Source organism: Spirillospora sp. NPDC048911 (assembly GCF_043198015.1).
Lineage (GTDB): Bacteria > Actinomycetota > Actinomycetes > Streptosporangiales > Streptosporangiaceae > Spirillospora.
In genome coordinates this window covers 140,094-159,199 of record NZ_JBICUD010000016.1, presented here as the reverse complement: position 1 = coordinate 159,199, position 19,106 = coordinate 140,094, and the positions used below count along the sequence as shown (strand labels likewise).

Sequence of the window (19,106 nt, the reverse complement as noted above, 5' to 3'; positions counted from 1 at the left end):
GGAGGCGGACGCCTGGTCAGCCCGCGGGGGGCCGGGACGCGTCGGCGTTGAGCCGGTCGTCGATGGTGTTCAGGTGGTCGACCATGGTGCCGCCCAGGTCGATCAGGAATTTCTCGAACTGCTCCAGCAGGTCGGGCTGGTAGCGCGCCATCACCTGGCTGGTCCGTTCGCCGAGGGGCCCGAAGAACCTGTCCGCCAGCTCGTGAACCTGCGGGCTGCTGCGCAGGGTGACGATCCGGCGGTCGCTGTGCTCGCGGCTGCGCACCACGTGGCCCGCCTGCTCGAGGCGGTTGAGCAGGGCGGTGGTGGCGCCTGAGGACAGCGGGACGCGCTCGCTGAGCCGCGCGGGCGACAGCGGGGTACCTCTCTCCTCGGCGAGGAGGATCTCGATGAGCGCTTCGGCGTCGGTGGAGTGCAGCCCCAGCCACGCGGCGAACTTGCGACTGATCTCACGGAATGTGGCGCCGTAGGCGCGCAGGGTCTCCATCAGTCGTTCGTCCTGCGTCTGCGTCCGCGCCCGCTGGGGCTGGAACATGGGGTCGTTCATGCCCTCCACCTTTCCTTCTGCCGCCGTTTGACAACCTACCTCGGTCCGACTACCTTCATGGTAAAGCTACTTCATAGGAAAGTCACTTCGCCATGGAGGTGCCTATGGGTGACACAAGTACCACCCGCCGGTGGCTCGGGCTGTTCGCCATCGCCCTGGGTGTCGCATTGATCGTGGTCGACACCACGATCGTCAACGTGATCATCCCCTCGATCATCGAGGGCCTGGACATCACGTCGGTCCAGGGACAGTGGATCCAGGAGTCCTACGCCATCGTCTTCGCGGCGCTGCTCCTGCTGGTCGGCCGGATCGCCGACATCATCGGGGCCCGCCGGGTCTTCGTCGCCGGCGTCGTCGCGTTCGGCGTCACCAGCGTCCTGGCCGGGCTCGCGTCCAGCGGGGACGTGCTGATCGTGGCCCGCTTCCTGCAGGGCGCGGCCGCGGCGATGATCATGCCGACCTCGCTGGCGCTGCTGAACGACAACTTCACCGGCAAGGCCCGCGGCCAGGCCTTCGCGGTCTGGGGCTCGACCATCGGCGCCGCCGCCGCGCTCGGGCCGGTGCTGGGCGGCTGGCTCGCCGAGCACACCTCGTGGCGGTGGGCGTTCGGCATCAACGTGCCGCTGGCCGTGCTCATCGTGGTGGGCGTCGTGCTCTGCCTGGCGCCCTCACGCCGTCGGCCGGGACGGATCGACCTGATCGGCTCGGTCCTGTCGGTGCTGGGCATGGGCCTGCTGGCCTTCGGCCTGATCGAGGGACGCACCTACGGCTGGATCAAGACGATCCAGCCGCTGGAGATCGGCGGGTTCAGCTGGGACGGCGCCGTCTCGCCCGTCCTGGTCGCGCTCGTCGTCTCCGTGCTGGTGCTCGGCGCGTTCATCTGGCGGCAGGCCCGGCTGCGCCGGGGACGGAGCTCCGACAAGGCGCTGATGGACCTGAGCCTGTTCTCCGTGTCCTCCTTCCGTAACGGCAACGTCGCCACGCTCATCATCGGGCTCGGCGAGTTCGGGATCGTCGCCGTGCTGCCGCTGTGGCTGCAGTTCACGCTCGGCTACAGCGCCCTGCAAGCGGGTTCGGCGCTGGTGCCGGTCGCCGTCGGCAGCTTCATCGCCAGCGGTGCCAGCTTCGGCATGGCCGGCAAGACCTCGGCGCTGAACCTGGTGCGTCTCGGCCTGATGCTGGAGGCCGCGGGACTGGCCCTGCTGGCCCTGTTCGCCTCCACCGGCAGCTCCTGGTGGTCGATCGCGCTGATCCTGTGCCTGTTCGGCGCCGGAGTGGGATTCGCGACCGCCCAGGTCACCAACGTGGTGCTCGCGGACATCCCCGAACGCAGCAGCGGGCAGGCCTCCGGCATCCAGAGCACCTTCCGCCAGCTCGGATCCGCGCTGGGCATCGCGGTCCTGACCACGGCGTTCTTCACCACGCTCAGCTCCCAGGCCGAGGACGGCCTCAAGGACAAGGGAGTACCGGCGGCCCAGGCCGGCCAGTACTCCAAGGCCATCACCGACAGCGCGGGCGCGGCCATCCAGGGACTTGACCAGAAGCCGCAGACCCGGCCCGCCGCGCAGGCCGGTCGCAGCGCGATGACCGACGGCATCACCCTGAGCGGTTATCTCGCCGCGGGCTTCCTCCTGGTGGCACTGATCAGCACCGCCCTGATCCCCAAGCCCGAGTCCGCCGAGACGGACGCACCCGACCGGGAGCCGGCACACGCCTGACCGAGCCCCTCCCACCATCCCTTCCCGGCGTCAGCGCCCGCCCCATGTGGGGCGGGCGCCGGCGTGCGCGGGCTGTTTTCCGGCGTGAATAAGGGCCTGAGTATTAACGGCCACATTCGTTTGATAAGGGTCCTTAGCTGAAGGTTCCCTTTCGCCGGGCTCGAGGAGAGGGCATTCTCGTGATCATCGTCCCATCGAGTACCGCCCATCGAGTCCCGCAAGGAGAAGAGATGTCCACCATGATGGTTTCCGCGTCGGCATCCCGTGGCGCGCCGTTCCTCAACGTCCTCGATCCGTCCTTCGACTTCGGGTCGGCGGAGGCGCGGGCGGCCAGGGAGGCGAGCTGGTACGCGGAGAGCCCGATCGGGCTCCTGGTCCTCCGGTACGCCGAGGCGCAGGAGTTTCTCCGTGACCAGCGGCTGGGGCCCAACAACGAGAAGTACCTCGAGATGAACGGCATCTCCGGCGGACCGATCTGGGACTGGTTCGTACCGATGATCGGCAACAGGGCGGGGGAGGATCATCGCCGGCTGCGGAGCCTGATCAACAAGGCGTTCACCCCGCGCATGATCAACAACCTGCGGGTGTTCATCCGGCAGAACGCCGAAGAGCTGGCGGAGGGGCTGGCCTCGGCCGACACCCCCGATTTCGTCGAGGAATTCGCCAACAAGCTGCCGCTGGCCGTCATGAGCCACATGTTCGGCATACCGGCCGAGGACTACGAGACGTTCCGCACCTGGAGCACGGACCTCGGGCTGGTCCTCAGCCTCACCGCCGGTGGCGACACCGCGCAACGGGTGGAGAACGCCATCCTCGGGCTGAACGACTACTGCGACTCGCTGATCCGCCAGAAGCGGGACCATCCGACCGGCGACCTCATCTCCGCGCTGGTGGCCGCGCACGAGGACGACGGCCGGGTGAGCCTGACCGACGTCCGCAGTCTCCTGGTCACGCTCGTGTTCGCCGCCCACGACACGACACGCCACCAGCTCGCCAACGCCATGGTCGCCTTCGCCGAGCACCCGGACCAGTGGACCCTGCTGGCGGAGCGTCCCGAGCTGACGCCCCAGGCAGTCGAAGAGGTCATCCGATGGCGCCCCGCGGCGGCCACCCTCTTCCGGTACGTCAAAGAGGACTTCGAATACGACGGTGTGCACATCGCGAAGGACACCCTCCTGCTGATCTGCGCGTCGCTCGCCCAGCGTGACCCGCGCACCTTCGGCGACGCCGACTCCTTCGACATCACGATCGCCAGGGAAGTGCCCACGCTGCAGTTCGGCGGGGGACCGCACTACTGCGTGGGCGCCGCGCTCGCCCGCGCCGAGCTCGGCGAGGCGCTTCCGGTGCTCGCGAGCAGGCTCGGGCCTCCCTCCGTCGCCGCCCCCCTCTCCTGGCGGGGCCCCATCGGAATCGCAGGTCCCGAAGCTCTCCCGTTGACCTTCGGCTGATGGGCCCGGGCGGGTGATCGGATGGCCGGCCGTACCGCGTGGCGGAGCTCAGATCCAGCCGGCCTCGGTGGCGATGCGGATGGCGTCCACGCGGTTGCGGGCGTTCAGTTTCGTGACGATCCTGGTCAGGTAGTTGCGGACGGTGCCGACCGAGACGTGCATGACGGCGGCGATCTCGGGGGGCTCGGCGCCTTCGGCGGCCAGCCGGAGCGCCTGGAGCTCCCGGCCCGACAGGGGCGTCTCGCCGACGTCCCAGGCGGTGAGCGCGAGCTGCGGGTCGACGACGCGGCGGCCGGCGGCGATCTCGCGGATCGCCTGTGCCAGCCGGTCGAATCCGGTGTCCTTCAGCAGGAAGCCGGCGATCGGGATCGACAGCGCCCGCCGGAGCGTCCCCGGCCGGCCGAGCCCGGTGAGGATCAGCGTCCGGCAGGTCGGCAGCTGGGCCTTGAGCTCCTCGGCGGCCGACAGGCCGTCGACGATGGGCAGATCGACGTCGATGATCGCGACGTCGGGACGTGTGCTGAGCGCGGTCGGCACGATCTCGTCACCGCTGGCGACCTGGGCGACCACCGTGAGGTCGTGCTCGATGTCGAGCAGCGCGGCCAGCGCGTCGCGCACGATGTGCACGTCCTCGGCTACCAGAATCCTGATCATCATCCGCTTTCGTCGAAGCGTTCGGAGCTGATGTCGACCGGCACGGTGGCCAGCAGGCGGAACCAGCCGTCGCCCGCCTCCGCCGTGAGACCGCCGGCGACGGCTTCCAGCAGCCCCGCCAGATTTCCCAGCCCCGACTCGTTGTGGGTGAGGTCCGGGGCCGACGGCGACGCTCCGTCGTTGGCCACGGCGAGCCGCGCCTCGACCTGGTCGACGGTCATGGTGACCGTGCACGACCCGGCGTCGCTGTGGCGCAGGATGTTCGTGACCGCCTCGCGCAAGACGACGGCCAGCAGGGCGTCCGCCGCCTTGGGGAGCCCGGTGGCCGCGGTGTCCGGCCGGACGTCGATTCCGGCCGCGGACAGCGTGCCCTTGGCGGAGTCCAGTTCGGTGCTGAACGACATGTGACGGTAGCCGCCGGCGACGGAACGGACGCCGGCGATGGCCTGACGTCCGCTCTCCACGACTTCGGCGACGTGCTTCCCGGCCTCCTCCGGGGACCCCGGCAGCAACCGGTGGGCCAGGCTCGCCTTCGCGGCGAGCGTCGAAAGGGCGTTGCCCAGCGCGGCGTGCAGGTCGCGCGCCACCCGCAACCGTTCCTGGGCGACGGCCATCCGCGCCATGTCGGCACGGGCCTCGTCCACCCTCCCGACGAGGATCGACAGGGAGCTGATGCCGTACACCACGACCCCCGTGAGCACCGTGGAGATCGCCAGGTAGGCCGTCCAGGTCACCGAGTCGTACCGCGTCGCCGACCACAGCACGATGCCCAGGGCGATCAGCGTGCACAGCTCCCAGCGCAACCGGCCCCCGAAGGTCATGAGCACGGTCCCGGTGAGGAATCCGCCGACCGAGCCGAGCGGCTCCTCGGCCAGTGCCAGCGCCGCCGCCATCAAGGCCAGCTGCGTGCCCAGGATCCAGCGGGCGGGCCACGGCCGGAGGACATGGTGGATCTGCACGCCGGCCATGGCGATGATGCAGGCGGTGATCCCGGCCAGCCTGGCGTTGCCGATGGTGAGCGACAGCCCGTTGATGACGATGAGGAGCGCGTATCCGGCCAGCACCAGCACGGCGATCCGTCTCGCCGCCGCCAGGTGCCACGTATGGGAGGACTCGGCGTCCGGTACCGGAAGGTCGTCCTCCGGCGCTTCCAGGCCCGGGCTGTCCAGCGGTGCGCGGGCGACGAGGTGGAACCAGCCGCCGTCGAGCTCGGTGACGAGGGTCCCGCCGATCGCCTCGAGGCGGGAGCTGAGGTTGCCCAGCCCGAAACTCTCCCCCGGCCCGGCCGGGGGCCGCCGCGTCGCGCCGGGGGAAGGACGGTCGTTGGGGGAGGGATGGTCGTTGGCCACCGACAGGCAGGCCTGGCTGCCTTCGACGGCGATCTGGATCACGCAGCGCTGGGCCTTGCTGTGCCGGAGCACGTTGGTGAGCGCCTCGCGCAGGACGATGGCCAGCGTGGTGTCGAGCGCCGGGGGCAGCGCGACGGGAGCGGCGTGGACCTGGACGGCGATGTCGGTCGAGTCGAGCAGGGACCGGGCCGATTCGAGCTCGGTCGTGAACGACATCGCGCGGTGGCCGTCGGTGAGGTCCCGGAGGTCCGCCATCGCCCGCCGGGCGAGCTGGAGCACCTCCCGCAGCTCAGCGCGGGACCGGTCCACGTCGATCGCGACGAGCCGGTAGGACAGCTCGCTCTTCAGCGTGATCGCCGAGACGTTGTAGCCGAGGAGGTCGTGCAGGTCCCGGGCCACGCGCAGCCGGTCCTGGACGATGGCCATCCGGGCCAGCTCGCCGCGCGCCGCGAGCACCTGGCCGACGAGGGCGGCCAGCGAGCTGATGCCGTACACCATGAGCCCGGTCAGCAGGGTGAAGTAGACGGCGTAGCCGATGTCGACGGCGTTCAGGGGCGCGTTCCACAGCGCGAGCAGCACGCCGCCGCCCACCGTGCCGTACAGGGCCCAGCGCGCGGGTCCGGTCATCGCGAGCAGCATGGACCCGGCGAGGAACCCGGCGATCGCCCCGGCCGCGGGCCCGGCGAAGGTGAAAGGGGCGAAGGTGAGCGCGGCCTGCGCGGACAGCGTGAGCGTCCGCCGCGCGGGCGTCCAGGCGAGCAGGTTCCGGGTGGAGTGGGTCTGCTGGAGGGCGAGGATGCCGGCGAGGCAGCCGCAGAACGCGGCCAGCCGCCAGTCACGGAGCCCTGCGTCCAGGACGGCGATCAGGGTGTTGGCCATGACGCCGAGCAGGACGACGGCGATGATCGTCCTGGCCATGTGGGGAGCTGTGGAGTGGGACGGCCGTAATAAGCGAGCAGCCGTCATGTTGACGCCCCCCTACCCCTCGCCCGTCCAGCATCCGGTGCTCTCATCACAATTTGGTAGAAGATTCGTATAACAGGCAATACGATCTGCGGTTCAATTTGGCCAACAGAGGTCAGTCGCGTCCCGTCAGCACGGCGCGTGCGAGCTCGCTCCACTCGGCGTCATTGACCGGGTGAGCGGGGTGCCCGGGAGCCCGCGCCGCCGCGGCGCGGCGGCCGACGGCGAGGCCGCCGACGCCCGACTCGACCCGCCAGTCCAAGCCGAGCACCCGCGCGACGACCTCGACGTCCGTGGCGTCCAGCCCGCGGGTGGCCACTCCCATGGCCGTGCCGACCAGCGACAGCGTCTGCGTGAGCGCGCCGACGTTCGTGAGGGCGAGCGAGTAGCCGAGGCCGTCGTACTTCCAGGAAAGCCGCCGGAACCGGGCGGTGATGATGAGCAGCATGGGCGGCCGGCGCTCGAGGCCGGCCAGCACCCTTCCCATCTCCATCAGCTCGTCCACGTCCGGGGGCTTGGCGTTCAGCGGCTCCAGCACGTGCCGCAAGGGGTCGTAGTGGTAGGCGTCGCGCGGGAGGTCCGCGCACCGGTCGATCACGGCGTACAGCTCCAGCTCGTACGAGCCGCCGTGGGAGGTGTACGGCCGGTCGCTCGTGGTGGTCGTGGAGTCGGTGTCACGGGAGCCGATGAGCGACCGGAGCCGGGCCGTCCGGTAGAGGAGCCCGGCCAGTTCGCCGAGGGTCAGCGGATCCTCGGGGCATCCGTCGGTACGGTCGTTGCCCTCGATGGCCGCCGTCATGGGCGGGTCCGCGGCGAGCAGCGCGTCCCACTCCGGCCTGGGCAGCGAGATCGCGTCGTCGGCCATCGGCGGTTTCACCACCGGCTCGACGGCGCCCTGCTCGCCCAGCGGGAAGACGGCGCCGAAGTCCTGGTCGTTGCGCCCCGGCATCGACCGGGTGTGGAACATCAGGTCGAACGGCGTCCACAGGGCGAGGGCGGGATCGGTGTCCTCGGCGAAGCGGAGCGGCTGGAACGGGCCGCCGGCCCTGGTCTCCACCAGCATCCCCGCGGCCGTCAGATAGCGGATGACCTCCTGGGCCGGCCGCCCGATCTCCGCGGGCACGACGGGACGGATCAGCTCGCCCAGTTCGGTCACGGCCTGGCCCTGATGCAGGAGCACCCGGTGCAGGGCCAGCGGCGACTCGACGCAGTACCCGCGCGAGTCGCTTCTGATCAACGCGAAGCGGGAGAGCCGGACCGGATTGGCCGAGGGCGTCTCGGGGAGCTCGAAGCGGGCCTGCGGGTCGAGCGGAACGACCGAGATCAGCGGCCGTTCGGGAGCGAGGCCGAAGGAACGCACGACGAGGTGCTGCAGGCCGTCGAGCAGGCGGAAGAGCTCCCGCCTCTCACGCTCGCCGCGGAGCACGTTGTCGAGCGAGATCGGGCCCAGCGTCATGCGGCGCAGCGCCTCCAGGAGCGGCGCGCCCGGCATCGAGATGCGCAGGTCGTCCCACCTGCTGTGGATGAGCAGGCATCCACTCCCCGGATCCGGCTCCAGGTGGACGTCTTCCCGGAACGACCAGAGGGGATATGGCGGGTCAGACATCGCGATGGCTCCTGTTGGCGGGAACTGGGCGAGGATGTGGACGGCGTGACGTCACAGGAAGAGAGGGGTCGGATTGAGATCCGCGTAAGCGGTCGGCCTCTCCAGGCGTCCCAGCGCCACCGGGACGTCATAGAGGCGCCCGGGAGCGAAGCGCGCCCAGAAATGCCTGAGGCCGGGCACGATGACCTTCGCCACGGGCATGCCGATGTCCGGTCGCGTCTGGTCGAGGACGAGGACCTCCAGACCCGCGCCGCGCGCCAGGGCGACGATGTGCTCGACGTCGTCCTTCAGGTCGTTTCGCGGGACGTAGTAATGCGGACGGGGGCTCTGCCGGGCGTCCGGCACCAGGTACGGGTGGGTCGCCGCCGTCGCCGTCAGCCACCAGTTCCGGGTGTGCGCGTCGGCTTCGCCGTATCCGGACCCGTCGGCGCGGGCGGCGGAGACGTTGGGCAGCAGCTGCCCCAGTTCCGTGAGGGCTCGCCGTACCGCCACCTCGGGATCGAAGTGCGCGCCGAAGCCGAGCATGATGTCCTCGGCGGGCTTGTCCGTCCGCCGCGAGATGGCGGCCATCACGGGTATGCCCAGGTCGGAGCTCACATCGAGCACCCAGAACTCGCGATCGAGCTTCCGGTAGCGCGCCCGGAGGCCGGCGATCCACGGGTCCGCGAGCAGGGCGGGGTCGGCGCTCGGATGGCGCGTCCGGTTGTACCACCACAGCGCGACGGCGTCGCGTTCGACGAGTTCCAGGAACCCCTGGACGATCGCGTCCTCGAGGGAGGAACCGGCCGCGTTGCCGTTGGAGTTCGCGAGCACCGACGGATGGCCCGAGCGGCCGAAGTAGAGCAGGTCCGTCGGGAGCAGGCGCCGGTTGCCGTGCGTCAGCGACCAGACGGGCGTCCAGTCGAGGACCTCCTGGTCGTCGAAGGGTTCCGGAACGTACTGGAAGTTCATGCCCGCGGCGTTCCAGCGGTCCCGGTCGGCGTACTGCCGGGGATCGAAGAGCTGGCAGGAGTCGGGATGCACCGCCGCCGGGCCGAGGTCGCGCAGGCTCGCGCGGACGGCCGGCTCGTCGCCGTGCCTGGACCCGCAGTAGCGTTCGACGGCCTCGCAGAGCGCTCCGACCCGGGCCTCCAGCTCGGTATGGCCCTTGCCGCCGCTCTGCCGGCGCAATCCCGTGCGCATTGCCGTCAAGTCATCGTGGGTCAACGCGAGGTTGGGGCCGGCCAGGTAGCAGTGCAGGAACGGCGGGCATCGGGGGTCACGCCGGATGGGCTCGGTGACTCCGGTGACCGGATCGGCCAGATGCTCGTATTCGTGCCACACGAGTTCGGGGGAGAGCGCGCGGTGCCCGTTGCCGCCCGTGGCCTTCTTCGCCCGCGACCTGATGACGACGGGCTCGCAGACCTGCTCGGCGATGACTTCGCTGTCCCCGCACGCGGCGCACTGCGGCCGGTGGGAGACCTGGTGGCGTTCGGCCTCCATGCTCAGGGTCTCGAGCGTCCAGACGGCGTCCTGCTGCGGCGTGCGCACGTCGGCGATCCACTTGGCCGTCTCCAGGACCGCGAGGTTCACACCGAGGGCGCGGGTGGTCGGCAGCGACGCCTCCGGGGGACGAAGGGAGGTGTCCACCTTGCTCCGCAACCACATCTCCCCTCTCCGGTGCGCGCTCAGCCGCGTGGCCAGGCAGGACCAGCAGGGGCCCTCGCCGGGGCGGAAGACCGGGCCGATCCACAGCTCGGGTCCCGACGGCTTGGCCAGCAGCCAGGGGACGCCGTCGGCGAGCCGCCGCCGGTTGAGGTCCTCGAGCCGCGGGTCCAGGTAGTCGTCGCACAGGACGAGGGCGAACTCGGCGCCGTCGTCCGGCTCCAGCCCGAGGTCGCGCAGCGCGCCGGCGGCTTCGGCCCGGTGCTCGTCCTCGTCCGACTCCTCGTCGCCCAGCTCGATGAGCCGGACTCGGCCGGCGGGGGCCTCGGCGGTCTCCGCGCCCGCCAGGTCCCAGTACGCGTCGGCCGGGGGCTCGCTGCTCGGCTTGCGGTATCCCACCAGGTTGGCCTCGGCGAGCTTGCTCAGGGTCGCGTCGACCTCGGCGTCGGAGAGCCTGGTCCGCTCGCGCACCTCGTCCAGGCTGTGACGGCCGTCCAGCAGCGGCGCGAGACTCTGGATCTTGGCCCCGGAAAGGGCGATCGTCCCCTGGGCGGACAGCAGGTAGACCGCCTCGCCGGGGACGATCGCCGGGGCCACATGACGCTTGAACCCGATCGGCTCGTCGTTCATGTGCGGTGTGCCCTTCAGCCGCAGTAGGTATAAGCCGCCGAGAGCGGGGCCGCGTGGTCGAGGTCCTCGATGATCAGGTCGGTGATCTCGTGGCCGTGGTGCACGAGCTGCTCCTCCGGGCGGATGGTGATCCAGATCGACATCAGGGGCTCCTTCGCCGGTTCTGCGGTTCGTCGATGTCAAGCATTCTGCGATCGGCGAAGGGGTCCTTCATAGTTCTCTCGTCATCATCGGGATGTGAAAGATTCACACCGTCTCGATGACGCAGGGTGTGGGAGGTCGCGGTACTTCCGGCCTACCGTCGGTTCCATGATTCGAATACACATGAAGATCAAAAAGCGGCGGACACGGAAAGGTGCCATCGACACCCGCACACCCAGCGGGGAACGGCTGCCGTACTGAGCAGCGCATCGAGGTGAGAGACCATGCATCATGATCTGCAGATCACCCGGCTGCGCACCTTCGTCACCGTGGTCGATCGAGGCGGTTTCCGGCGAGCGGCCGAGGCGCTGCACATCACGCAGCCCGCGGTCAGCCAGCAGATCCGGCAACTCGGCACTATCCTCAAGGGGCCGGTCTTCCTGTCGACCGGCCGCGAATTGAAACTCAGCCCCCAGGGCACGGAACTGCTCGGCTACGCGCGCCGCATCGTGGCGCTGAATGACGAGGCCGTCTCGCGGTTCATTCCCACCACCGGCTCCACCCGGATTTCCGTGGGCGTCGTCGAGCAATTGGCGGACGCGCTTCCGGAGATCCTCCGCCTGTTCGCCAGGCAGCTGCCCCGGGCACAGGTGACCGTGCAGACCGGGCTCAGCGAGTCGCTGGAGGGACAGGTCACCAGCGGGCAGTTCGACTGCGCGCTGCTCCTGCAGAACCAGCTGCGCCTTCCGCCGTCCCTCAGCTGCCCGCTCGGCCTCATGCGCATGGACTGGTTCGGCCGGCCGGCGTACGGCGAGGGCGCGGAGCTTCCGCTCACCCTGTTCTCCGAGCCCTGCACGTTGCGCGGGCCCATCATGGAAGCGTTTTCTGACGCGGGGGTGTCCTGGCGGGTGGGCTACGAGGGCGACCAGTTCGTCGGCGTGCGCTCGGCGGCCCAGGCGGGCCTCGGAGTGGCGTGCCTGATCGCCAACGGCGACGAGTTGTGGGGGCTGCCCAAGACGGTCCGCAGCGCCCTGCCCAGCCCTCCGGGACCCGTCCCCGTGACCCTCGCGATGTCCGGCCCGGGAGCGGCGTCGGGCATCGGGCCGATCGCGGAGAAGACGTTCCAGAACGCCTTGCGGGACTACCCCTTCGTCGAATGACCGGCTGACCCCTGGCCGCCGACCCCTCAGTCTCCCGGCCGCCAGGCCCGCGAAGCCCCCGGCCGCCTGGCCTTCAGGCTCCCGGCCGCCAGGCTCGCAATCTCCCGGCCGCCTGGCCCTCAGGCCCTCGGCCGCCAGGACTCCAAAGCCCCTTGGCCGCCAGGCTCTCAGGCCCCTGGCCGCCTGGCCCCAAGACCCCCGGCCGCCCGGTCCGGCCGCCTGGTCCCCAAGGCCCCCGGCCGCCAGGCGCTCAGGCGGGAACGGACTCGATGATCCCGGCGGCGCGGGTCGCCCCGTCGGCCGGATCGATCAGCAGGCAGGCCCCGGTGGTGCGCGACTGGGCGTACAGGTCCACCGGCAGCGGGGCGAACGTGCGCAGCGCGACCCCGGCGATCTCGTTGGCCTCAAGCGTCCGCGCGCCCGGGCGGCAGGTCAGATCGGCCAGGCCGGTGCGCGGGACGATGTCGGTGACCACCCCGGGCACGGTCCGGGTGGCGTGCTTGACCACGACCTCCTCGCCCAGCTCCAGGGGACGTTCGTGCAAGTGGCAGATCGTCGTGCGGAACTCGGAGGCGAGCACGGGCGGGTCCTCGGCTTCGGCGATCAGGTCGCCGCGCGACACGTCGAGCTCGTCGGAGAGCCGCAGCGCCACCGACTGCGGTGCCCAGGCCGCCGCGGCCTGCTCGCCGAGCGCGTCGATCGCCTCGACCGCGGTGACCGTCCCGCTCGGCAGCACGACGACGCGCTCGCCGACCGTCAGCCCGCCCGCCGAGAGCTGGCCCGCGTAGTAGCGCCGGCCGTCGTTCCTGATGACGTACTGGACGGGGAACCGGGCCGGGGCGCGGGCCGCGTCCTGCTCCACCTCCACGCTCTCCAGCAACTCCATGATCGTCTCGCCCCGGTACCACGGCATGCGGGACGTCGGGGTGACCACGTTGTCGCCGGTCAGACCGGAGACGGGGATGGAGGTGACGCTTCCGATCCCCAGGTCGGCGACCAGCTCGGCGAACTCGCGGGCGATGGCCGCGAAGGCCTCCTCCGACCAGTCCACCAGGTCCATCTTGTTGACGGCGAGCACCACCCGGGGGACCCGCAGCAGCGCCGCGATGGCCGCGTGCCGCCGGGTCTGCGCGACGATGCCCTTGCGCGCGTCGACCAGGATGAGCACCAGGTCGGCGGTGGACGCGCCGGTGACCATGTTGCGGGTGTACTGCACGTGGCCGGGCGTGTCGGCCAGGATGAACCGGCGGCGGGACGTCGCGAAGTAGCGGTAGGCGACATCGATCGTGATGCCCTGTTCCCGCTCGGCGCGCAGCCCGTCGGTGAGCAGGGCCAGGTCGGTGTCCTCCCGGCCGCGCTCGCGGGAGGCCCATTCCACCGCCTCCAACTGGTCGGCGAGGATCGTCTTGGAGTCGTACAGCAGCCGGCCCACCAGCGTCGACTTGCCGTCGTCCACGGAGCCGGCCGTGGCGAAGCGGAGCAGCGAGGTCATCAGAAGTACCCTTCCCGTTTGCGGTCCTCCATGGCCGCCTCGGTCATCTGGTCGTCGGCGCGCGTGGCCCCGCGCTCGGTCCGCCTGGAGGCGGCGATCTCGTCGATGACCTCGGTCACCGTCGTGGCCGCCGAGTCGACGGCGCCCGTGCACGACATGTCGCCGACCGTCCGGTACCGCACCGAGCGCCGCTCGACGGGCTCGTCCGGCCGGGGGCCGCCCCACGCGCCGGCGGTCAGCCACATGCCGCGGCGCATGAAGACCTCGCGCTCGTGGGCGAAGTAGATGGGCGGAAGCTCGATGCCCTCCCGGGCGATGTACTGCCAGACGTCCAGCTCGGTCCAGTTGGACAGGGGGAAGACGCGCACGTGCTCGCCGGGGGAGTGCCGCCCGTTGTAGAGGTTCCACAGTTCGGGACGCTGCCTGCGCGGGTCCCAGCCGCCGAACTCGTCGCGCAGCGAGAACACCCGCTCCTTGGCGCGGGCCTTCTCCTCGTCCCGGCGGCCGCCGCCGAACACCGCGTCGAAGCGGTGCGACTCGATGGCCTCCAGCAGCGGCGTGGTCTGCAGCGGATTGCGCATCCCGTCAGGGCGTTCGGCCAGGAGGCCCGTGTCCAGGTACTCCTGGACGGAGGCGACGTGAAGCCGCAGGCCGTGCTCGGCCACCACGGCGTCCCGGTAGGCGATGACCTCCGGGAAGTTGTGCCCGGTGTCGACGTGCAGCAGCGGAATGGGCGGCGGCCCCGGAGCGAACGCCTTGCGCGCCAGGTGCAGCATGACGACGGAGTCCTTGCCTCCGGAGAAGAGGATGACCGGCCGGTCGAACTCGCCGGCCGTTTCCCGGAGGATGTGAACGGCCTCCGCCTCCAATATGTCGAGATGGGTCAGCGGCCGGATGGGTGTGGTCGTCGCGGTGGTCATCTCACCATTCCTTCGGGGACGGTTGAGTCGACCCAGGCGGCGATGGCATGGGTCAGGACGTTTCGGGCCCCGCGGTACTCCGCGGCGTCGATGTGCTCGTGCGGCGTGTGGTCCAGCGAGGCGTCGCCGGGCCCGTAGGCCACCTGGGGGACCCCGGCCCAGGTCGTCGCCAGCGTGTTCATGTCGCTGCTGCCCTTCTTGGCGAGGAACCGCGGGTTGATCCCGGCCTCGTGGAACGCGCGTGAGAAGGCCTTGACCAAGGCGTTCGAGCGGCGCGTGGAGGTGCCGGGCGTCGCGCGCAGGACCTCGACGGCGACCGGCCCGGCGGCCTCGCGCACCAGCTCGATCAGCGGGTCCGGGGACGGCCCGGGCACGCGGACGTCCACCACGGCCTCGCCGACCTGGCGGTCGCCCGCGTTCACCGCGTGGACGCCGAGCGTGGCCACCAGCGCGTCCGGGCTCGCCTCGCCGATCCGCGCGCGGATCAGGCCGAGGGTGTCGGCCAGGGTGTCGGCCGCGGTCCGCACGTCGCGGCCCGCGGTGTGCCCGACCGGTTCGTCGACCCGCAGGCGCATCTTGAGCAGGCCGTAGTAGCCGACGGTGAGCGCCCCGGCTCCGCTGGGCTCGCCGACGATCACCGCGTCCGCCGGGTAGTGGTCGCGGACGTGGAAGGCGCCGGCCGAGGTGTTCTCCTCCTCGACCGCGCCGACCACCCGCACCTGAACCCCGGGGGGGACGTCCAGTTCGGCCAGGGTCTGCAGGAACACGGCCAGGCTGGCCTTGGCGTCGACGCAGCCGCGGCCGGTGAGGCGCTCGCCGTCCCAGCGGGCGGGCCAGCGGTGCGGAACGGTGTCGAGATGGCCGAGCATCAGGAGGCGGTGCGCGCCATCGCCGCGGGTCGCCACCAGGTTTCCGGCCGGGTCGATCGTCGCGTCGATCCCGCGCTCGATGCACCAGTCGACGAGGTATTCGGCCAGCTCGCGTTCGTCTCCGGAGACCGAGGAGATCTCGACCATCCGGGCCGGCAGGTCCAGGCCGGGATCGGGGGCGGGGGCCCGCCAGAACCGGGTTCCCGAACCGGGCGCCAGCAGGTGGGGGCCCGTGATGGCCACGTCGGCGGTGCCGCGCAGCGCGATCTCGGCGGCGCGCACCTTCTGCCGCATCCTGCCCCGCGCGTAGGCCTCGCCGTCGCCGCGCAGCGCGTCCGGGACGCGGCTCGCGGGGTCGTCCGGGTCGGTGAGCAGCCCCGGCGTGCCGGTGACCAGCCGGAGATGGTCGGCGTCGAGGGCGTTGGCCAGTTCGGCGGCCAGCACGTCGGCGTCCACGTTGAGCGCCGGGCCGCCCGCCTCGTCGGCGACGGGCGGCGACAGACAGACCACGTCGAACGCCGCGAGCAGGGCTCGCAGCCGGTCGGCCGCCACCCGCGTGACCGAGCCCGCCCGGTGGTCGCGGACCACCACGGCGCGATCGTCCTGGACGGCCCGGAACGGCGGGTTCGCCTTCCCGGCGACGATGCCCCAGTCCTTCGCGACGCTCGCGTGGACGGTCAGGCCGCGTTCGGCGAAGCCCGCCCGGACCCGGGGCAGCGTGATCCGCTCGTAGGCGTCCACGATGTGGCTCATCTCGTCCGGCGGGCAGTACCGCACGGTGCCGGTGCGCAGCCGCAGTTCCCGGACGGGACGTTCGATCGACGCGTAGTGCGCGGCGATGGCCCGCGCGCCGCCCGCGACGACCAGGATCCGCGCTCCGCGGCGGCGCAGCGCGGCCACCTCGTCGAACACCCGGTCGTGGGCGAGGCTGGAACTTCCGATTTTGACGACGTACAGCGCCGGCCCGCGAGAACCGGCGACGGGTCCGAGCATTGGCATGGGTCACAACTCCACGTGTGGGGTTCAGCCGAGGCCGCGAGTGTTGCCGCCGTCGGCGACGAAGACGGTGCCGGTGACGTAGGAGGCCTGGTCGCCGGCGAGGAACGCGGCGATCGCGCCGAAGTCGTCCACGTCGCCGATCCGGCGGAGCGGGATGCGCTCGGCGACCTTGGCGAGCTCCGCCTCCACGTCCGCGCCGAACTGCTCGTCCAGGATCGGGGTGCGGTGGAACCCGGGCGCGAGGACGTTGACGGTCACGCCGGCCCCGCCCAGCGAGTGCACCAGGCCCTGCATGTAGCCGAGCAGGCCGAGGCGCGCCACCGAGGACAGCCCGCTCTCGGGGTGCGGCTGCCGGACGGACTCGGACGCGATCATCAGGACGCGTCCCCAGCCGCCCTCCTTCAGCAGGGGCAGGGCCGCGAGCGTGAGGCCGATGTGGGGCAGCAGGTTGCCGTCGAGCGCCGTGCGGTAGTCGGCGACCGTGAAGCTCTCCACCGGCCCGAAGGGCACGCCGCCGGTGTTGGTCACCACGATGTCGAGCCCGCCGAGGGCCTCGGCGGTGTGGTGCACCCAGCGCTCGGCGGGTCCCTCGTCGCACAGGTCGAGCGCGGTGCTCAGCACCTTGCCCGGCCCGGCGGAGTCCACCTCGGCGTGCGCGCGGGCCAGCTTGGCCCGGTCCCGCCCGCAGATGGAGACATGGGCGCCCTCGGCCGCCAGGGCCTTGGCCACGGCGAGGCCGAGCCCGCTGCTGGAACAGGCCACGAGCGCCACGCGATCGGTGAGTCGAAGATCCATGAGAAGCGCCTCCTCCTAGCGGGCCGGCACCAGCGCGTAGCCGTAGCGGGTGAGGAGGGGCAGCGCCGGGGCCGTCGCGGCGGCGATCTCCCGGCGCGACAGGCCGGTGCGCCAGCGTTCGTCCGAGCGGATCACGGTGGTGCCGCTGGAGAGGCGGTCCGGGTTGCCGGTGACCGTGTGGTTCTCGCCGAGGCCGACCCGGCCCCGGTCGTCGACCGGCGGCTCGCCGTCCAGGCCCGCGAAGCGCATGACCCGTTCGACGACCCGGCGCGGTTCGCGGCACAGGTCCTCGTGCCGCACCCTCAGGTAGCGCTCGCCGGCGGCCCGCCCGACGAGCTCGGAGGCGAGGTTGAAGGCGGTCCAGTAGCCGCTGCTGAGCGCCGGGGACATGGGGTCGATGTAGTCCTTGGCGCGCTTGTAGGAGTACGCCGTCGGACGGGGATCGCGGACCATGTGCAGGACCCGGACGTCCAGATCGTCGCGGCCCAGCAGGGCCGCGGCCTCGGCCGGGTACTTCGAGCCGTCGACGATCAGGCGCTCGCCGCCGAGGCCGGCGAGCATGTGGTAGACGCCGGCGATCCGCTCGACCGCCTCGGCGGTGCCGTTGGTGGGCGGCCGCCCGTCGCGGGACTCCGACAGCCGCGTCCGCGTGTGGCGGGTGCGCAGGAACCGTTGCTGCAGGGCCTCCTGGCGCCGGGCGGTCCCCTCGTCCGCGCCGCCGGTCTCGATGACCGACGCCCACAGATCGCACTTGCGCAGGTCCAGGCCGCAGCCGCAGCACGAGTTGGTGCCGGCCTTGAGCACGCCGTTGCGCCACAGGTAGTGGAGTTCACCGACGTGCTGGACGCCGGGCAACTCGCCCAGGACGTTGCCGAGCAGCGTGCTGCCGCTGCGGGTCCAGCCGGTGATGTACAGAACGCGGGTCTCAGACACGGTTCACCCTCACCAGGTGCTGCGGAAGATGGACGGCCAGCCCGAACCGGGAGGTCGCCGAGACGGCGTCGCCGGTCACCGAGATCTCGGACAGCTGCGGGAGGAACAGCGTGAACGCGGCCCGGAAGTCGCCGAACAGCATCGTGTCCTTGGGGATCATGCGCGTGCGGGAGACCATGATGCGCGGGGCGTCCAGCCGGTCCAGCACGCCGTGCTGGACCATCTCCCAGTAGACGGCCGGGTGCACGACGATGCCGTCGCAGGAGCCGCCGGTCTCCTCGACCTCGGCGGCCGTCTCCGTGACGGTCTCGGCCAGGCCCCGGGTGGTCTTGCGCTCGCGGAGGCCCGGCAGGTCGAGCATGCCCGTGATGGCGCCGTCGGCGGTGCCGTGCAGCAGCGACTCGTTCTCGACCACCGAGAGGCGCACCAGCAGCCGGTAGTCGACGAAGTTCGCCAGCGAGCGGAGATCGTCCATGATCCCCTCCGGGAGCGGCAGGCTCACCCGCATGTCGGTGAGGCGGACCTGTCGCAACTGAGGGTGGAAGGCGCTCTCGGGGGTCGCGGCGTAGGACGTCCCGGCCGCGCCGATCACCCCCCCGGCGGGTTCGTGCACGTAGTTCAGCGGCCCGTCCGGGACGTCGGCCGTCTTCAGCAGGTGGCGCACGGCGTAGCGCGGACGCGAGCCGAACAGCGGAAAGGCGGCGGGCAGGTGCACGTTGAGCGGAATCGCCCGCTCACCGCGCCGCACCGCCGCCGCGTACGCCTCGCCCGGGGTGGGCCGGGCGGTCGCGGTCGCTTCCATCGCGGTCGCTTCCATCGAGACTCCCTGTGGGTGTGGGCAATTTAGTCCTCTTAATGGAGATTAGATCTCCGGCGGGCAAGACTCTTTGGCGGTTCAAGAAGTGTTGCTTATTCCCCGCTCCCACCTGCGTTGATTGGCTCGATGATAAGCACGTTAATTCGATTTGAGTACAAGCTCTTATTGGTGGTCGATGGGGAATTCGGGTTACGGTTTAAATCGACTGCACCAATCAACGGGACCAGGAGGCTCTGAAATGGAGAAGGTTCTCAACGGCACCGAGTGCCCTGAGTGCACGGCTCCGATGGCGCTCGCACCCGATGCCAGGGTGAGCGAGATCGTCGAATGCGGCGACTGCCGGATCGAGCTGGAGGTCACTTCTACGGCTCCGCCGGCGCTGATCGTCGCCCCCGAGGTCGAAGAGGACTGGGGCGAGTAG

General features: G+C 71.0%; 16 protein-coding genes. 4 read left to right on the top strand and 12 right to left on the bottom strand.

Annotation, left to right across the window (positions count from 1 at the left end; all coding sequences use genetic code 11):
• Positions 1-16 precede the first annotated feature (16 nt).
• The gene (locus ACGFNU_RS47920) at positions 17-547 is read right to left on the bottom strand and encodes a MarR family winged helix-turn-helix transcriptional regulator (RefSeq protein WP_392603433.1); all 531 of its coding nucleotides are present in this window, start codon (positions 545-547) and stop codon (positions 17-19) included.
• Between the two features lie 104 nt (positions 548-651).
• On the opposite strand from ACGFNU_RS47920, the gene ACGFNU_RS47915 reads away from it, so the two are divergent.
• On the top strand, positions 652-2,265 hold the full coding sequence (locus ACGFNU_RS47915; RefSeq protein WP_392603432.1) for a DHA2 family efflux MFS transporter permease subunit: 1,614 nt from the start codon (positions 652-654) through the stop codon (positions 2,263-2,265).
• A gap of 230 nt (positions 2,266-2,495) precedes the next feature.
• Positions 2,496-3,713: a cytochrome P450 gene (locus ACGFNU_RS47910; protein ID WP_392603431.1), complete on the top strand. Its 1,218-nt coding sequence runs from the start codon at positions 2,496-2,498 to the stop codon at positions 3,711-3,713.
• Positions 3,714-3,761: 48 nt separating this feature from the next.
• On the opposite strand, the gene ACGFNU_RS47905 is transcribed toward ACGFNU_RS47910, so the two are convergent.
• From ACGFNU_RS47905 to ACGFNU_RS47885, 5 genes are all read right to left on the bottom strand, one after another.
• Positions 3,762-4,367 (bottom strand): DNA-binding response regulator, encoded by a 606-nt coding sequence (locus ACGFNU_RS47905; RefSeq protein ID WP_392603465.1) that lies wholly within the window; start codon positions 4,365-4,367, stop codon positions 3,762-3,764.
• Entirely contained in the window at positions 4,367-6,634 is a 2,268-nt protein-coding gene (locus ACGFNU_RS47900; protein WP_392603430.1) for a sensor histidine kinase, read from the bottom strand. The genes ACGFNU_RS47905 and ACGFNU_RS47900 overlap by 1 nt, the downstream gene beginning before the upstream one ends.
• A gap of 160 nt (positions 6,635-6,794) precedes the next feature.
• A complete protein-coding gene (locus ACGFNU_RS47895) occupies positions 6,795-8,285 on the bottom strand; it encodes a SagB family peptide dehydrogenase (RefSeq protein ID WP_392603429.1) in 1,491 nt (496 codons plus the stop codon).
• 51 nt (positions 8,286-8,336) lie between these two features.
• Positions 8,337-10,559, bottom strand: a complete 2,223-nt coding sequence (locus ACGFNU_RS47890; RefSeq protein WP_392603428.1) for a TOMM precursor leader peptide-binding protein — start codon at positions 10,557-10,559, stop codon at positions 8,337-8,339.
• A 14-nt stretch (positions 10,560-10,573) separates the two neighbouring features.
• On the bottom strand, positions 10,574-10,702 hold the full coding sequence (locus ACGFNU_RS47885; RefSeq protein ID WP_392603427.1) for a hypothetical protein: 129 nt from the start codon (positions 10,700-10,702) through the stop codon (positions 10,574-10,576).
• Between the two features lie 282 nt (positions 10,703-10,984).
• Between ACGFNU_RS47885 and ACGFNU_RS47880 the strand changes: the two genes are divergently transcribed.
• A complete protein-coding gene (locus ACGFNU_RS47880) occupies positions 10,985-11,860 on the top strand; it encodes a LysR substrate-binding domain-containing protein (protein WP_392603426.1) in 876 nt (291 codons plus the stop codon).
• A 250-nt stretch (positions 11,861-12,110) separates the two neighbouring features.
• Here ACGFNU_RS47880 and ACGFNU_RS47875 read toward each other — a convergent pair whose 3' ends face one another.
• From ACGFNU_RS47875 to ACGFNU_RS47850, 6 genes are read right to left on the bottom strand one after another with little or no spacing between them, the layout of a single operon-like run.
• Positions 12,111-13,352, bottom strand: a complete 1,242-nt coding sequence (locus ACGFNU_RS47875) for a sulfate adenylyltransferase subunit 1 (protein WP_392603425.1) — start codon at positions 13,350-13,352, stop codon at positions 12,111-12,113.
• On the bottom strand, positions 13,352-14,272 hold the full coding sequence (cysD, locus tag ACGFNU_RS47870; protein WP_392603424.1) for a sulfate adenylyltransferase subunit CysD: 921 nt from the start codon (positions 14,270-14,272) through the stop codon (positions 13,352-13,354). The genes ACGFNU_RS47875 and cysD overlap by 1 nt, the downstream gene beginning before the upstream one ends.
• A complete protein-coding gene (locus tag ACGFNU_RS47865) occupies positions 14,269-16,140 on the bottom strand; it encodes a M20/M25/M40 family metallo-hydrolase (RefSeq protein WP_392603423.1) in 1,872 nt (623 codons plus the stop codon). Before ACGFNU_RS47865 ends, cysD begins: the two co-directional genes overlap by 4 nt.
• A 24-nt stretch (positions 16,141-16,164) precedes the next feature.
• Positions 16,165-16,935 (bottom strand): SDR family NAD(P)-dependent oxidoreductase, encoded by a 771-nt coding sequence (locus ACGFNU_RS47860; RefSeq protein ID WP_392603422.1) that lies wholly within the window; start codon positions 16,933-16,935, stop codon positions 16,165-16,167.
• 15 nt (positions 16,936-16,950) lie between these two features.
• Positions 16,951-17,868: a sulfotransferase gene (locus ACGFNU_RS47855; RefSeq protein ID WP_392603421.1), complete on the bottom strand. Its 918-nt coding sequence runs from the start codon at positions 17,866-17,868 to the stop codon at positions 16,951-16,953.
• Positions 17,861-18,685 carry a family 3 encapsulin nanocompartment shell protein gene (locus tag ACGFNU_RS47850; RefSeq protein WP_392603420.1) on the bottom strand — a complete coding sequence of 275 codons (825 nt, stop codon included), beginning with the start codon at positions 18,683-18,685 and terminating at the stop codon, positions 17,861-17,863. The genes ACGFNU_RS47855 and ACGFNU_RS47850 overlap by 8 nt, the downstream gene beginning before the upstream one ends.
• A 238-nt stretch (positions 18,686-18,923) precedes the next feature.
• On the opposite strand from ACGFNU_RS47850, the gene ACGFNU_RS47845 reads away from it, so the two are divergent.
• Positions 18,924-19,106 (top strand): lysine biosynthesis protein LysW, encoded by a 183-nt coding sequence (locus tag ACGFNU_RS47845; protein WP_392603419.1) that lies wholly within the window; start codon positions 18,924-18,926, stop codon positions 19,104-19,106.